Source organism: Gemmatimonadota bacterium, from assembly GCA_026706845.1.
Lineage (GTDB): Bacteria > Latescibacterota > UBA2968 > UBA2968 > UBA2968 > VXRD01.
This window is the reverse complement of the sequence record JAPOXY010000169.1, coordinates 20,177-35,134: the sequence shown is the minus strand read 5'-3', so window position 1 is coordinate 35,134 and position 14,958 is coordinate 20,177. Positions and strand designations below refer to the sequence as shown.

The window sequence follows — 14,958 nt, the reverse complement described above, 5'->3', positions numbered from 1 at the left end:
GGGAAAACAAAAACAACGTATTTGAACGCATGCGTGCCGAGCGCGATCGGCAAGCCAAAGAATACCGCGCCGAGGGCGAAGAAGCGGCTCTGAAAATTCGCGCGGAAACCGACCTTGAAGTTGCGCGACTCAAATCCGAAGCCCTGCAAAAATCGCAGCTAATTCGCGGTGAAGGCGATGCCGAAGCATTGCGTATCTATGCCGATGCCTTTGAACAAGACCCTCGCTTTTTTCAATTCTGGCGCACCCTCGAAGCCTATGAAAAAACCCTGGGCGAAGGAACAACCGTCGTGATGCCTCCCACCAGCGACTTCTTCAAGTACCTGACTAAAAAGCGTCCACGGTAAAAATGGTTGTAAGGGACGGCCCATGTGCCGTCCCGTCTGTACCCCATCGCCCTGAATTTGAGTGTAGGCTACGCCTCAACGCAGAGGCAACCCCATGTCTGCCCGTTCAACCCAAATCTCGTATCTCTGCTTTCTCCTCCTCTTTTCTTTTTCCGCAGCAAACGCGACAGAATGGCACAAATTTGAACGCGATGGCCTCGCCTTATACCTCGCGCATAACGATGCGGTTCGGGCAGGGGAATTGTTGAACGCGCTCCTTATTGGGCGCAATGAAATCCGGCGCAAACTGGGCGGCGCCCCCGAAATTCCCATAGCGGTTTATCTCGCGCCGAACGAAGCTGTTTTTCGAGAATTGACACACGGGCGATTGCCGCACTGGAGCGCGGGGGTTGCATTCCTCGAATCGCGCACCATTGTTCTACAAGCCAGCGCCGACAACTTACTACAGGTTGCGCGGCACGAATTTGCCCATATATTTTTGCACGCCATCGCGCCATCACGCGTGCCCGTCTGGTTTCACGAAGGCGTGGCGATGTGGGCGTCGCACGAGTGGCGCTTGCGACAAAGCGCGGCTGTGTTTTACGCGGTCTTTTCGGAAAACTTAATCCCGCTCTCCGAAATTGATGAAGTCCTTTCTTTCCCCTCGGCAAAAGCCGATCTGGCTTACACGGAAAGTTTGCTGGCAGTCTCGTTTTTGATCCGTTTGGGCGGTCCCAATGCCGTGGTCGTCATGCTCTCCGAACTGGAAGCAGACGCGCCCTTTGAAGTCGCATTATTTCGCGTAACTGGCGAAACGCCCCGCGAATTTGAACGGCGATGGCGCGATGATGTACAGGCGCGATTCAGTCTGATGACACTACTCTTTTCGCCCGATTTGATCTGGCTGTATCTCACCTTGCTCTTGCTACTCGCCTATATATGCGTGAGACTGCGGAATCGCGCGACCTTGCGGCGGTGGGAAGCCGAAGACGCAGCCGAAGAATTGACCCTGCAATTGCGCGTATATCGCCGAGAGGACGAGCAGTGATCATAGGCGTAACAGGAGGCATCGGCGCGGGAAAAAGCACCGTATGCGCCGTATTTGAAAAAGCCGGCGCGCACGTAATCGACGCCGATTCAACAGGTCACGAAGTACTCCGCGACCCGATTGTAATTCGCAACCTGACCGATGTGTTCGGCCGGAAGATCCTGGATGCCGACGGACAAATCGCACGCCGGGAATTGGGCAAGCGAGCCTTTGCGTCTGACAAAAATCGCGAAAAACTCAACGCCATCGTATGGCAACCGCTTCGGCAGTTATTGCTGGACAAAATTCATGCGGCTCTGGATCGAGAACCCACACGCCCCGTAGTTGTGGATGCGGCCCTGCTGGTCGAGCGCGGCGATCCCAAAAAAATCGTCGATGTACTCGTCGTCGTAACAGCCCCCGAAACCTTGCGGATTCAGCGGACAATGGCGCGATTGGGCATCTCCAGAGCCGAAGTTATGGCGCGACTATCCGCACAATTACCCGAAGAAGACAAAGTCGCGGTCGCGGATTTTGTCGTAGTCAATGACAAAACACCCGCCGTGTGTCGCCAACGCGCGCGGGCTATCTGGAACAAATTGCAATGTGAGGAACAATGAATTACACGCCACATACAGAACGCGATATTCAGCACATGCTCAATGTGATCGGAGTAGCATCCGCTGATGATCTATTTGCACCCGTTCCCGAATCGCTGCGTCTGAACGCGCTCAATTTGCCCTCTGGAATCAGTGAAATGGAAGCGATGGCTTTTGTGCAATCGCTAACCGACCGCGGAAGCGAGACACCCCTATCATTCCTGGGCGGAGGTGCTTACGATCACTTTTCGCCCAGCGTGGTCGATGCCATCATTTCGCGAGGCGAATTTTTTACAGCCTACACGCCCTATCAGCCCGAGGTGAGCCAGGGAACCCTTCGGGCTATTTTTGAATTTCAATCCATGATTTGTGAACTGACCAACATGGAAGTCGCCAATGCGTCCATGTACGACGGCGCTTCTGCACTGGCCGAAGCCGTACTTATGTCTGTCCGGCTAAACAACCGCACGCGCGTCTTATTGCCGCGTAGCCTGCACCCGTTTTACCGCCAGGTGGTAGCGACCTATGTGCGGGGTATAGATCTCGAACTCGTGGATATTCCCTGGTCTGACTCCGGCGCACTGGATATCCCCGCTTTGAAGCGCGAATTGAACGACAACACCGCCGCCGTAGTCGTGCAAAATCCGAATTTTTTGGGCGTACTCGAACACCTGTACGAAATTGGCGACCTCGTCAACAATACCAGAACGGCTTTTATAGCCTGCGTCAACCCCATATCCCTGAGCGCGATTCGCCCACCGGGCGACTTTGGCGCCGATATAGTCGTAGGCGACGGACAGCCACTGGGCCTACCCCTGTCTTATGGGGGACCTTATGTCGGATTTTTTGCATCTCGGGACAGCCATGTACGAAAAATGCCCGGTCGCATCTGCGGCGAGACCATCGATGTAGATGGCAAACGCGGCTTTGTACTGACATTGCAAACGCGCGAACAACACATTCGACGCGAACGCGCCACATCGAACATCTGCACCAACCAGACCCTTTGCGCAACCGCAGCAACCGTGTACCTATCCTCCGTCGGACCGCAGGGCTTTCGCGAAGTTGGCGAATTGAACTGGCATCAAAGCCACCGCGCTTTGCAGACATTGACCGCATTAGACAGTGTGCGCCAGAAATTCTCCGGTCCAATATTCAACGAATTCGTTCTGGAAACAGACCGCAAAGCATCCGATGTCCTGGCTGCCTTGCGGCATCAGGGCATTGAAGCCGGCATTGACCTGGGCCGATTTTATCCCGAACTCGAAAATTGTATTCTCACATGTGTCACAGAAAAACGCACAGACGCCGACATTGATCGCCTGATCAATGCGTGGAGGACATTGTAATGGATCGCGATATATTGATCTTTGAACGCGGCGCGCCAGACAGGCGCTGTGTCGCATTTCCCGCTGCCGTGGATTCCGGAACAGCCATACCCGAAACCATGCGCCGCGACATCCCACCCTGCCTCCCCGAAGTGAGCGAACTGGAACTCGTGCGCCACTACACCGCGCTCTCACAGATGAACTTCAGCATCGACACGCATTTTTATCCCCTGGGATCCTGCACGATGAAATACAATCCCAGAGTACACGAAAAAGCTGCGCGTATCCCACAAATCGCGGGACTGCATCCCCTATCGGAAAATGCCCAACCCGCCCTGCAAGTCATCTGGGAAATGGAACAAGTGCTCAAAGCCGTCAGCGGAATGGACGGATTCACCTTTCAACCCACAGCCGGAGCGCAGGGCGAATTCGTGGGCATCTCACTGATCGCCGCCTATCACAGGGCACAGGGCAACGCAAAAAAAATAGTACTCATCCCCGACTCTGCCCATGGAACAAATCCGGCAACCGCAGCAATCTGCGGATATGCAGTACAGGCGATAAAATCAACAGAACGCGGCACAGTCGATGTGGAGGACCTCAAGACGCATTTGACCGAAGACGTAGCCGGTTTGATGTTGACCAATCCCAACACATTTGGCGTATTTGAAGACGAAATAGAAGACATCGCCGCATTAGTACACGACGTGGGCGGCCTCTTGTATTACGATGGCGCAAACTTAAATGCCTTTCTGGGTCAATGCCGGCCCGGCGACATGGGATTTGACGTCGTACACATCAACCTGCACAAAACATTTACCACACCCCACGGAGGCGGGGGACCCGGCTCTGGTCCAGTAGGCGTAAAAAAGGCACTCTTGCCATTCTTGCCCCTGCCCGTAGTCCTGAAAGAAGGGGATACATTCAAACTCGACTTTGACCGCCCGGAATCCATCGGCAAAGTGAGTTCATTCTACGGCAATTTTGGCATGGTAATACGCGCACTGGTCTATGCCAAAATGCTCGGTGCAGAAGGCATGCGCCGCACCAGTGAAATGGCCGTCTTGAATGCCAATTATATCGCGGCAAAACTCGACCCCCACTACGACCGCCCCAAAAATGCACAACCCATGCACGAAATGGTATTCTCGGCATCGCGACAAAAAAAGGCGAACGGGATCACCGCAACCGACATCGCCAAACGGCTGATCGATTACGGCGTCCATCCGCCCACGATCTACTTTCCCCTGCCCAATGTCGCGCCCGAAACCATGCTAATCGAACCGACCGAAACCGAAAGCCTCGAACAGGTCAACGACTTTATCGAAGCCATGATTCAAATCGCAAAAGAAGCCGAAGAAAATCCCGACCTGCTCAGAGAAGCCCCCCACGCAACACCCGTGCGAAGACTGGACGAAGCAACCGCTGCGCGAAAACCCATCCTGCGCTGGAAATTGTAAAACACCACACCAAAAGGCAGGTGCTATCATGTCCTTCCAATTCAAAGAAAAACACATCGCCGACTACCACACCCTCGGCTATACCGTTTTCCGGGACATCATACCCACATCCCTACTCACAGACCTTCGCCGCGTCGCCGACAAAGCCAGGGAAATAGCGCGCGAAGTCACCGGACCACAGGCGCAGCGTCTCCAGCCCATCGCAAAATACGACCTCGACCAGCGCCCCTTCAAAGACTACGGCGCGTTACCAGAACTCAACGACGCCATCCATCGCGTCCTCACCCCGCAGCACTACCACGCCGACCTCGACCGCACCGGCATCCTCCTCGAACCCGCCGAATATCCCTGGTGTACGGACTGGCACCGCGACTGGCGCGATCACATGCCCCGGGAAGTATTCGAATCTGAATTTCGCGAAGAATGGCAATGGCAATCATTCCACATCGACTACCAGAACCAGATCAACTGTGCCCTATACGAAGACCCCGCCACCTGGATCGTACCCGGCAGCCACTATCGCCAGCGCAACCTCCCCGGCGAAATCGCCGCCAAAAACGCCTATGACCGCGAAAAATTCCGCAATCAGAGACCCGTATCCCACGAACAACAAGAACGCGACTGCCTCGACTACACGCGCAACATGCCCGGCGCTATTCAACTGCGCCTCAACGCGGGCGACTTCGCCCTCTACCGCTCCAGCGCCTGGCACCTCGGCAATTACGTCCCCTACCGCAAACGCGCCACCATCCACGACTTCTGCGGCACACCTGAATATTCGCAACACATCAACGAACGCGTGGAAAGAAAAGAAACCGCCATCAAACGCCTTGCATCTGAGACATAAACACATCCGGCGTCATGCACATAACTATTGTCTCTGCATTTTACTATTCGTAAATTTAGCAATAATTATATAACACACGTTCACTTACAGGAGCCACGCTATGCAACTCACACCCGAACAAATCCGCGAATTTTACGACCGCGGTTACGTCAAAATACCTGGAGCCATATCAAAAGCCATGGTCGATACCGCGCGTCAGGCCGTCAACCACTCCATCGGCATCCTGGGACCAAATGGCGAAGACATGTCCAAACACCGCGCAGCGCAATTCTGCCGCGACTTGAATGGCGCCCCGGTCATCATGGACCTCTTCAACGCCAGCCCGGTCATCTCTCTCGCCGAATCGCTCATGGGAGAGGGCAACTTGCAAAAACCCATCAAAGGCGCGCAAGTCGCCCCGCGCTTTCCCACAGTAATCGGCGAAGTCCCACCCGAACCGCGCGGCCATCTCGACGGCATGGGCACCGGCACAAACGGCATGCCAAAAGGCGTGTACCGCCGCGGATTCACCGCCTTCGCCGTCATCTATCTCGCCGACGTACCCGAACCCTACAGCGGCAACTTCACCGTCTGGCCCCGATCCCATCGCTTCTTCGAAAACTACCTCAAACGCGAGGGCCTCGAAACACTCTCCAACGGCACCCCGCGCGTTGACCTGCCCGAAGGCCCGGACATGGTCACCGGCAACGCCGGCGACCTCATCATCGCACACCATCAGATGATCCACACCGGTGGCCCCAATGCCTCGCCCAACATACGCTACGCCGCCATCGCGCGCCTCCGCCACATCGACTGCGACAAAAACGGCAACGAAGGCTTCCAGGACATCTGGCGCGAATTTCCCTGCGTACGCGATGTCTTATCATAGGGTTCACCATGTCCGTCACCATCACCGAAGCGCAAAAACAACAATACAAAGACGAAGGCTATTTCATCCTCGAAGCCGTCATACCCGAGCACCACCTCGAACTCCTGCGCGACGAATGCCAGACCTTCATCGACACCATGCACGCGCGCATGGACGAACAGGGCACGGACACCATCGGCATCAACCACCGCAACAAACGCTACTTCGTCTCCAACTGCTTTCGCCAGCAACCCAAACTTCGCGCCTTCCTCTTCAGCGACCTCATGGCCGAAATATGCCGTGCCACCCTCGGCGACAACGCGTACCTCTTCTGGGAACAATACGTCGTCAAAGGCGCGGAAACCGGCATGAAATTCTCGTGGCATCAGGACTCCGGCTATGTCGGTTATCCCGACCACAAACCGTATCTCACCTGCTGGTGTGCGCTCGACGATATGAGTGAAGAAAACGGCACCGTCCACCTCCTGCCCTATTCGCGCAGCGGCATCCGCTCGTGGGTACACCACATCGTCGAAGAAGGCAGCAACGACAAAGTCGGCTACTTTGGCAGCGACCCCGGCCTCATTGCAGAAGTTCCCGCAGGAAGCATCGTCGCCTTCTCCAGCATCGTCTTCCACAGCAGCAGCACCAACACCACCCCAAAACTGCGCCGCGCGTACCTGGGCCAATACTCCTGCGAACCCATCCTATCATCCGACGGCAGCAAACTCTGGGGCAACGCCGAACCCTTCCTCCGCAATGGCAAATCCACAGTCGGTGACCCGCCACCCGACTTGCCATCGAGATTGTAAACTAAAACTCCCGCCACCAGTACGGATGGGACAACTCCCCCGGATAAGAGGAATGAACCAATTCGTAAACCCCTGTACCTCGCCGATCTCTAAACACAAACTCGTAGCGCCGATGGGTCTCGTAAAACCAGACCTCCGAAGGCTTCTGTCCCGCCGCAGAAGTCCGGTAATCAATGTCATCGGGCGGCCCATACTGAATATAAACCCGTCCCCGGTCCGTATCCGCCCCCCTTACGCCAGCCCCAAAATGTGTCTCCACATAATGCATACGTATCAAATGCTGCAACAGACGCTCATTGGTCGGCGTATCCGGCACATCGTCCAACTGCTTCCAAAACACCTTCAAAAACGCCAGCCTGGCGGGCCAACTCTCCAGCGCGTCATAAGTCCGCCGCGTCTTCTCATCGGCGATATACCGGATATCTGCATAATACCGGATCAAATCCCTCTGCACCTGCGTAAGCCCCTCGGGCAAATCTTTTGACACCAGAAAAATGGGACGTCTCGTCTGAAAATACTGCCGACTACTCCCATCAAACGCCTCCACCTGAAGATCATAAGTCCCCTCCCGCAAACCCTCTGTATCAAGAACCTCTGCCCTCACACAACTCTCTCCCGGCTTTAAGAACCGCTTGGCCGGATAAGTACGCACAACCACCCCCTCTGCATCGATCAGACGGTATCCCATAATAAAACTCTCTCCCGACGACGACAAATTATACACCTCAAAATAAATCTGCAGCGGCTCTCCGATAACATAATTTCGGGTAATATTCGGCACGACCTTCCAGCCCTGCTTGACAAACCGATGCACTTCCCCGCTTCGCGCCACATGAGAAGCCAATTGCAAATCGCTGAACACCAGCCCCACACGACGCTCGTAATCCGGTATCTCAAGCGGCACAGTACAACGTCCACTCGCCTCCGCATGGATATCCTTAATCTGCACAATCAGCCGATAAGCACCTGGCTTCAAATCAAAGAAAACAGCATCCTTAAACGGCGCCCCGATCCCCACATCCAGCTCCGGCACAGCAACCTGCTGAACCCATGTCCGGTGAACCACCCGATTATCCAGCGTATCCAGCACAACAACAACCAGAGAAATCTTCCCAACGGACTCACCCGCCTGTTCCCGAAGCTCGAGCTGACTCGCATCCAGCAACAGTGCCACCTCCTGTCGGGTATATCCCTCAGGACCTCGAAAAGCCGACAAATCCACAAAAAAACGCAGGTTGCCCGTACTCGTCAAAGGCAAATCCTGCGCTCCAATGCCACCCGCATGCGACCAGATGAGCAGCACCGCTACACAACGTATCCATCCCATGATATATTTCCAAAATTAAGAAATTAGATGACCTGCCTCCTCCATCAACCGCAGCCAATCCTCATGACCGCTTGCCACCCGCCCCGGATCTATCGCGCTCCTCGCAACAAAGCCGGGCACATCCTCGCGCCCGGTTGGCAACCTGTAATCGCTATATCGAATATCCAGACTCCAGCGAATGTGATCGGACGCATTGGGAAACGAGCGATGTATGGTCTTATGCTGAATCAGCGCAGCGCCCCCGGCTGGCAAAACGGACAAAACGCGGTCACCCGGCGGCAGCCGATCCTCGGGAATCTCCTTCTCTGAATCCGCCGGATCGTGTGGAAGAATACCGTGCTTGTGACTCCCCGCCAAAATCTCCAGGCAGCCATTCTCCACATCCGTATCCACCAGCGGCACCCAGAAATTGACCATAAACGTCTCCTCCACCTCCGGATCCAGAAACGCGATATCCTGGTGCCACAACACCTCTTCCTCACCGGGCATCTTTGCGCGAATATTAAACTGCGGATGCACCAGAATCTCCGGCCCAATAATCGACTCCACCACATCCAGAATAGCTGGATGTGTCAGGAAAAAAAACAAACCCGCAGTCTTGTGAGCCTTGCCCAAAATCTCACCCACAAAACGCTTATCCGTCCCCAAAGCCTCGCACAAATGCGCCAATCGACGCTCAAAAGACGCATCTTCAAAAAGACACGCCAATTGCCCCAGAGCATAAGCTTCCCTGGCCTTCTGGCATCTTCAAAAAGACACGCCAATTGCCCCAGAGCATAAGCTTCCCTGGCCTTCGGGCCAATCACCGCATCAAACTCATCCACAAGCGGCTGATACGCCTCTGGGGGCAAACATTCATCTATCAACAAATACCCTTCATCCTTGTAAAAAGCAACCTGCTCATCAGTCAAACCATCCATGATTCATCTCCTATTGAGTCCACGCCTCACAGCCCCTGAACGGCATAGTCTCCCCTGGAACATATCGCGGGCGCGCCGCATACACATTTGCAACATCGGGATCGGCTTTGCCGCGCACGAGAATATTCTCGTGATCTTCTCTATTCACCCACGTCGTCGTCGGAATATACCTCAACGTAAGCCCAACGCGCCACTGATCCGAAGTATTGGCATTGGAACCGTGGATAATATTCGGATTGTGGATCGAAACATCGCCCGCATTGAGCTCCAGGTCAACCGCATCGGAATCGTCAATCTGATCGGGATGAATCCCCACGCCGAGCACGTACTTTTCCCGATCCAGATCAATGAGATCGCGGCGCTTGAGCAAATGCTTATCATGCGTTCCCGGCAACACCCGCATACAGCCATTCTCAACCGTCGAAGGCGTCCCCGCAACCCACAAAGTTGTCACCTCCATCGGCTCAAGGGGCCAGTAAGACCCATCTTGATGCCACTGCACAGCCTGACCATCGCCCGGGGGTTTGGCGATATAATGCGCGGCAAACATCGCGACATCGGGACCGAGAAATTGCTCCGCAATATCTACCAGACGCTCATCACCCACGAGCCGGTGCATAAAAGGATCGCGGGCGAGCAAATGGTGATGCAAACGCTCTGGACGCACGCCGGGATTCCGCTCGATAAGCCAGTGGACGTGTTGCACCGTCTCCTCTGCAAGACCCGCATCAATCGCCTTATGCGCGATAACATAGCCATTTTGATCGTATATACTACGCAAATTATTCATATCACCCCGACCTGATTTCTCGCAATCGATCCGCTATCCGCTCGGCAACATCGGGATAGACCGACGCCACATTCTCAATCTGCCCAACATCGTCCGCAAGATAGTAAAGTTGCGGAACAGGAGAATTACCAGTCTCAATATTCACATTGGTATTCACAGGCGGACCCTGATGAGGCGGAATAAACACCCAATCCCCCTGCCGCAAAACAGTCCTTGCCTGAATACCCTCCAGAACAATCTCCGCGCGGCCCTCATCGCTTCTCCCCAACAGGGCATCGAGAACATCCACACTATCGGGACCCGCATCCGCATCCAGCGACACACCCGCAAGCGCAGCAAAAGACGCGAGAAAATCGACCTGACTGACCAGCGCATCAGACTCCCCGGTTTCCACATTATCGGGCCAAGAAACAATAAAAGGCACGCGAGTACCCCCATCGTACATACTGTATTTCCCCCCGCGCAACGGACCTGCTGGTCTATGATCGCCGCACAATTCAACCGCCTCGTCGTAATAACCATCATTCAACACGGGACCGTTATCACTCGAAAAAACCACAATCGTATCTTCTTTCAAACTACACCGATCGAGCGCATCGAGCAACTCGCCAACACACCAATCCATCTCGGCAATCGCATCGCCGCGCGGACCCAATCCAGTGCGCCCCACAAATCGGGGATGCGGCAACCGCGGAACATGGGGCTGGTGGAAAGCGTAATACAGGAAAAAGGGATGGTCCTTGTTCTTCTCGACAAATGAAACAGCCTTATTCAAAAACACATCCGCCATATCTTCATCCACCCAAAGCGCTGCCTCGCCCCCTCTCATATATCCGATCCGACTCACGCCATTGACAATACTCATATCGTGCCCATGGTGGAACATCATCTTCAGCAACTCGGGATTGTCTTTCCCGGTCGGCAAATCCGGAAACGGCTTATTCTTATCGTACTCCACCTCAATCGGATCGGACGGATCGAGACCCACCACATCTCTGCCATCCAGATACACACACGGCACGCGATCATTGGTCGCGGCCATGATATAAGAATAGTCAAACCCAATATCCAGAGGCGTCAGCGGAAGAGGCTCATTCCAATTTTGATTCCCCTCGCCAATACCCAGATGCCATTTCCCAACAACACCCGTAGTATAACCCGCCTCCTTGAGAACAGCAGGCAACGTAGCAGTGCCCGGATCTATAATAAGCGGCGCATCTCCGGGCAAAATATGCGCGCGTTCATTGCGCCAGGAATAAGAACCCGTAAGCAGACTATAGCGCGAAGGCGTACACGTCGCCGCCGTAGCATACCCCTGATAAAACATCACACCCTCAGAAGCCAAACGGTCAATATTGGGCGTATCGAGTGCCGTGGCACCGTAACAACTCACATCTCCAAAACCGAGATCATCCGCGTACATAACGACAATATTGGGATGCTTTGACGAAACTTTCATATTTTTTTGTATCCTTTCGTTTAACTACTGGCGCAATCGTACCCCGTTGCGTAAATTACGGGTCCGCAATATAGGACGTAATCCAAATCGCAAGCAAGCGGAAATAATTGCCACACGCATTATACAAGGAGGATATATGATTACTCGACTGACGATTCTCGCATTATTGTTGACCCTGACTGCCTCAAAAGCCATGGCGGAAACCAATCCCGCCGCCGAAGGATTCAACCAATCAGAATCCGACGCAAAAGCAATAGAAATTGCCGATGCAGTCATGAAAAAAATGGGTGGATGGGAAAATTGGAATCAGACCCGGTACATCACATGGCGTTTTTTTGGACGGCGCCTGCACGTATGGGACAAATGGACGGGCAACCTGCGGCATGAAGACGGGGACATGCTCATCTTGACGAACATAAACACCAAAAAAGGCCGCGTCTGGTTCGGAGGAACAGAGCAAACAAACCCCGACTCAGTAAAAAAATACATGAATCAGGGTTACAGGCGGTGGATCAACGACTCTTACTGGCTCGTCATGCCCTATAAATTGAAAGACTCGGGCGTCACCTTAAAATACAGCGGCGAAGACAAAACCCTGAACGACCGCCCCGCACACAAATTGACTCTCACCTTTCAAGACACCGGCGTCAGCCCACAAAACAAATACGATGTATGGGTAGATCAAGAACACAACCTGGTCACAGAATGGGCATTTTATCGCAACGCATCGGACGCAGAACCGCGATTCCGCAGCCCGTGGACAAACTGGACAAAACACGGCAACATTCTGCTCTCAGACGGACGCGGATCAACGCGCAGAGGCGAACGCAAGCATACGGATATTGCCGTCTTTGATACATTACCCACCTCGGTATTTGAAAATCCCGACCCCGTAGATATGACGGCTTTCAAAGGATCAATGCAGTAAAAGGAGGTCAACAGATCCAGAGAAATCAAACTAAATTCAGGAAAATTCGCGGTTGAATGGGGCGAGCTATACAGCTTGCCCCATTTTTTTTATGTATGGGTTAGAAGTTGAAACAGGTGGCTGATTAGCTATGTCAAATAGGCGGTTCAGGACGTGCCTCTCTCAAATCAAAAAAGGAATAGTCTATTTGAAATCCTATCTCTACATCTTATTTTTTGCTGTGTTATCTGGCTGGTGTGAAGCGCATGAAGCACCCGCCGATTCTATTCGGACAATGACCGCAGTGCGGGTAAGTTCACCTGCGCCCAAAATCGATGGCCTGCTCAATGATCCGATCTGGCAAACCGCACCCAAATCTTCGAATTTTCGCCAGCGCGAGCCAGACGAAGGCAAACCGGCAACTGAGCTCACAACAGTCCAGGTCGCGTATGATGACGAAGCAATCTACTTTGGTTTTATGTGTTACGACAGCGCGCCAGACAGCATTGTGGCTCCTCTCGCGCGTAAAGATAGGTGGTTGGAATCAGACCGTATTTCGCTAAATTTGGATCCTTTTCACGATCATCGCACAGGTGCTTTTTTTGTCGCAGGACCATCGGGATGGACAACTGATGGCATACTATTTAAGGATACCTGGGAAGACGATACCTGGGATGGCGTTTGGACAGCGCGTGCGGCCATTGTCGATTCGGGTTGGTCTGCCGAATACAAGATCCCTTATCACGTTTTGCGATTTGATCCAAAAAAGCAATACACCTGGGGAATCAATGTAACGCGCAAAATATCTCGCAAGCGAGAAGATGTGCGCTGGCAGTGGAAGTCGCCAAGTGAGCCGGGCTGGGTATCTCGTTTTGGGCATTTAACAGGCATTGAAGGAATTCATCCAAAGCGCGCTTTTGAAGTCATTCCATATCTCGTCGGTCGAAGCTCATTCGTCCCCAAAAATGAGGCTGTGCCCAGCGGACGAGATCTTTTTGGTTCAATGGGCGTAGATATGCGCTATGGCCTGACGTCGAATATCTCAATAAACGCCACGATCAATCCCGACTTTGGACAGGTTGAAGCCGATCCCTCAGTGCTCAACCTCGGCGTATTTGAAACATTCTTCGAGGAACGTCGTCCTTTTTTTATTGAAGGCGACGCCATTTTCAAATCCAGCGGTCCCGGCATCGTGGGCATTGATGGCCCGGTTCGCCTGTTCCACTCCCGCCGCATTGGCAAACGCCCCGGACGTTTTGACACGCCAGATGACAGCAAAACAATCGACAAGCCAGACGGCACAACAATTCTGGGCGCATTAAAGTTGTCGGGTAAAACCGGACGCGGACTATCCTTCGGTATAGTAGATGCCGTAACCAATGATGAATACGCCCTGATCAAACAGGCAAGGCACGGGCAGACAGATTCCGTACGGTCGCGGTTCCGCATCGAACCCATAACCAACTTCTTTGTTGGCCGCTTGCAGCAAGATTTAAGCGAAGGATCTGTATTGGGTGCAACGGTTACCGCTATGAATGGCAAAAACTTCGATCCGGCTTACGTCGGCAGTGTAGATGGAGAAATAAAATGGAAGGACAATGCCTATCGCCTGTTTTCTCGCATCACCGGCTCTCGGCGTACAGACGACGGCAGGCGCGAGGGCGGATATGAATACGCGCTCTATTTTTCCAAATTCTCCGGCACCTATGGCGGACAGGCGTATTTTGAAGCGCGATCTCGGCACTTCAATGTAAACGACCTCGGCTTTATGAACCGCGCAAATCGCATTCAAGCAGGATGGCATATTTATGCACAGATCCACAAGCCCTGGGCCCTCGCCGAGGAATCCGGATTTAACATCAATGGCTGGCAGCACTGGAACTACGATGGCGAAATTTTAAGACGGGGCTTGAATTTTAACACGTGGCATAATTTGAAGAACAACTACTGGTGGAATGTGGGCATCAACCGCGAGTTTTCCGCAATGAACGATCTGCTCACGCGCGGCGGTCCAATGGTAAAACGCCCGGCGGGCATCCGCTACTGGTATGGCGTGGGTTCAGACAGCCGAAAAGTCGTGCAAGTGAATTTATATGGCAATGGCGAACGCTATGACGGAGGCGACAAATTTAGAAACTCGTACACATTGAGTTTCCGCATTCGCCCCATACCCAATTTCACAATCGACTTTCGTCCGAAATACGAAAAAAGAACCCACAAAGCACAATGGGTAAAAAATCTGGATTCAGATAACGATGACGACGCGAAAAAAGAACCCACAAAGCACAATGGGTAAAAAATCTTGATTC

Annotated in this window: 15 protein-coding genes; 10 read left to right on the top strand and 5 right to left on the bottom strand. The window is 53.4% G+C overall.

Annotated elements, in window-relative coordinates:
- From OXG87_15715 to OXG87_15680, 8 genes are all read left to right on the top strand, one after another.
- Positions 1–347 (top strand): protease modulator HflC (locus OXG87_15715; GenBank protein MCY3870996.1); only part of this gene is annotated, 347 nt, incomplete at its 5' end.
- A 94-nt stretch (positions 348–441) separates the two neighbouring features.
- The gene (locus OXG87_15710) at positions 442–1,374 is read left to right on the top strand and encodes a peptidase MA family metallohydrolase (protein ID MCY3870995.1); all 933 of its coding nucleotides are present in this window, start codon (positions 442–444) and stop codon (positions 1,372–1,374) included.
- The gene (gene coaE, locus OXG87_15705) at positions 1,371–1,973 is read left to right on the top strand and encodes a dephospho-CoA kinase (protein ID MCY3870994.1); all 603 of its coding nucleotides are present in this window, start codon (positions 1,371–1,373) and stop codon (positions 1,971–1,973) included. The genes OXG87_15710 and coaE overlap by 4 nt, the downstream gene beginning before the upstream one ends.
- Positions 1,970–3,301, top strand: a complete 1,332-nt coding sequence (gcvPA, locus tag OXG87_15700) for an aminomethyl-transferring glycine dehydrogenase subunit GcvPA (GenBank protein ID MCY3870993.1) — start codon at positions 1,970–1,972, stop codon at positions 3,299–3,301. Before coaE ends, gcvPA begins: the two co-directional genes overlap by 4 nt.
- A complete protein-coding gene (gene gcvPB, locus OXG87_15695; GenBank protein ID MCY3870992.1) occupies positions 3,301–4,740 on the top strand; it encodes an aminomethyl-transferring glycine dehydrogenase subunit GcvPB in 1,440 nt (479 codons plus the stop codon). The genes gcvPA and gcvPB overlap by 1 nt, the downstream gene beginning before the upstream one ends.
- Before the next feature lie 28 nt (positions 4,741–4,768).
- Complete coding sequence (locus OXG87_15690) at positions 4,769–5,587, top strand: hypothetical protein (GenBank protein ID MCY3870991.1); 819 nt, start codon at positions 4,769–4,771, stop codon at positions 5,585–5,587.
- Positions 5,588–5,687: 100 nt separating this feature from the next.
- Positions 5,688–6,455, top strand: a complete 768-nt coding sequence (locus OXG87_15685; protein MCY3870990.1) for a hypothetical protein — start codon at positions 5,688–5,690, stop codon at positions 6,453–6,455.
- An 8-nt stretch (positions 6,456–6,463) separates the two neighbouring features.
- Positions 6,464–7,246: a phytanoyl-CoA dioxygenase family protein gene (locus tag OXG87_15680; protein ID MCY3870989.1), complete on the top strand. Its 783-nt coding sequence runs from the start codon at positions 6,464–6,466 to the stop codon at positions 7,244–7,246.
- Position 7,247: 1 nt separating this feature from the next.
- Here the strand turns inward: OXG87_15680 and OXG87_15675 are convergent, their stop codons facing one another.
- Genes OXG87_15675 through OXG87_15655 form a run of 5 tightly spaced genes read right to left on the bottom strand, consistent with a single transcriptional unit; the run spans position 7,248 to position 11,742 of the window.
- Positions 7,248–8,573 carry a GWxTD domain-containing protein gene (locus OXG87_15675; GenBank protein ID MCY3870988.1) on the bottom strand — a complete coding sequence of 442 codons (1,326 nt, stop codon included), beginning with the start codon at positions 8,571–8,573 and terminating at the stop codon, positions 7,248–7,250.
- A gap of 15 nt (positions 8,574–8,588) precedes the next feature.
- The gene (locus tag OXG87_15670) at positions 8,589–9,200 is read right to left on the bottom strand and encodes a phytanoyl-CoA dioxygenase family protein (protein MCY3870987.1); all 612 of its coding nucleotides are present in this window, start codon (positions 9,198–9,200) and stop codon (positions 8,589–8,591) included.
- Positions 9,146–9,493, bottom strand: a complete 348-nt coding sequence (locus tag OXG87_15665) for a hypothetical protein (protein MCY3870986.1) — start codon at positions 9,491–9,493, stop codon at positions 9,146–9,148. Before OXG87_15665 ends, OXG87_15670 begins: the two co-directional genes overlap by 55 nt.
- A gap of 10 nt (positions 9,494–9,503) precedes the next feature.
- Positions 9,504–10,283: a phytanoyl-CoA dioxygenase family protein gene (locus tag OXG87_15660; protein ID MCY3870985.1), complete on the bottom strand. Its 780-nt coding sequence runs from the start codon at positions 10,281–10,283 to the stop codon at positions 9,504–9,506.
- 1 nt (position 10,284) lies between these two features.
- A complete protein-coding gene (locus OXG87_15655) occupies positions 10,285–11,742 on the bottom strand; it encodes an arylsulfatase (protein MCY3870984.1) in 1,458 nt (485 codons plus the stop codon).
- Between the two features lie 136 nt (positions 11,743–11,878).
- Between OXG87_15655 and OXG87_15650 the strand changes: the two genes are divergently transcribed.
- Together OXG87_15650 and OXG87_15645 are read left to right on the top strand one after the other, a co-directional pair.
- Positions 11,879–12,670 (top strand): hypothetical protein, encoded by a 792-nt coding sequence (locus OXG87_15650; GenBank protein MCY3870983.1) that lies wholly within the window; start codon positions 11,879–11,881, stop codon positions 12,668–12,670.
- 187 nt (positions 12,671–12,857) lie between these two features.
- The gene (locus OXG87_15645) at positions 12,858–14,945 is read left to right on the top strand and encodes a DUF5916 domain-containing protein (GenBank protein ID MCY3870982.1); all 2,088 of its coding nucleotides are present in this window, start codon (positions 12,858–12,860) and stop codon (positions 14,943–14,945) included.
- Positions 14,946–14,958 lie beyond the last annotated feature (13 nt).

What these genes read in the sequence shown, in the direction of transcription:
- OXG87_15710 (MCY3870995.1), top strand. Translation starts at nt 442, where the DNA reads ATGTCTGCCCGTTCAACCCAAATCTCGTATCTCTGCTTTCTCCTCCTC.
- OXG87_15685 (MCY3870990.1), top strand. Translation starts at nt 5,688, where the DNA reads ATGCAACTCACACCCGAACAAATCCGCGAATTTTACGACCGCGGTTAC.
- OXG87_15650 (MCY3870983.1), top strand. Translation starts at nt 11,879, where the DNA reads ATGATTACTCGACTGACGATTCTCGCATTATTGTTGACCCTGACTGCC.
- OXG87_15675 (MCY3870988.1), bottom strand. Translation starts at nt 8,573, where the DNA reads ATGGGATGGATACGTTGTGTAGCGGTGCTGCTCATCTGGTCGCATGCG.
- OXG87_15655 (MCY3870984.1), bottom strand. Translation starts at nt 11,742, where the DNA reads ATGAAAGTTTCGTCAAAGCATCCCAATATTGTCGTTATGTACGCGGAT.
- gcvPB (MCY3870992.1), top strand. Translation starts at nt 3,301, where the DNA reads ATGGATCGCGATATATTGATCTTTGAACGCGGCGCGCCAGACAGGCGC.
- OXG87_15660 (MCY3870985.1), bottom strand. Translation starts at nt 10,283, where the DNA reads ATGAATAATTTGCGTAGTATATACGATCAAAATGGCTATGTTATCGCG.
- OXG87_15680 (MCY3870989.1), top strand. Translation starts at nt 6,464, where the DNA reads ATGTCCGTCACCATCACCGAAGCGCAAAAACAACAATACAAAGACGAA.
- gcvPA (MCY3870993.1), top strand. Translation starts at nt 1,970, where the DNA reads ATGAATTACACGCCACATACAGAACGCGATATTCAGCACATGCTCAAT.
- OXG87_15665 (MCY3870986.1), bottom strand. Translation starts at nt 9,493, where the DNA reads ATGGATGGTTTGACTGATGAGCAGGTTGCTTTTTACAAGGATGAAGGG.
- OXG87_15690 (MCY3870991.1), top strand. Translation starts at nt 4,769, where the DNA reads ATGTCCTTCCAATTCAAAGAAAAACACATCGCCGACTACCACACCCTC.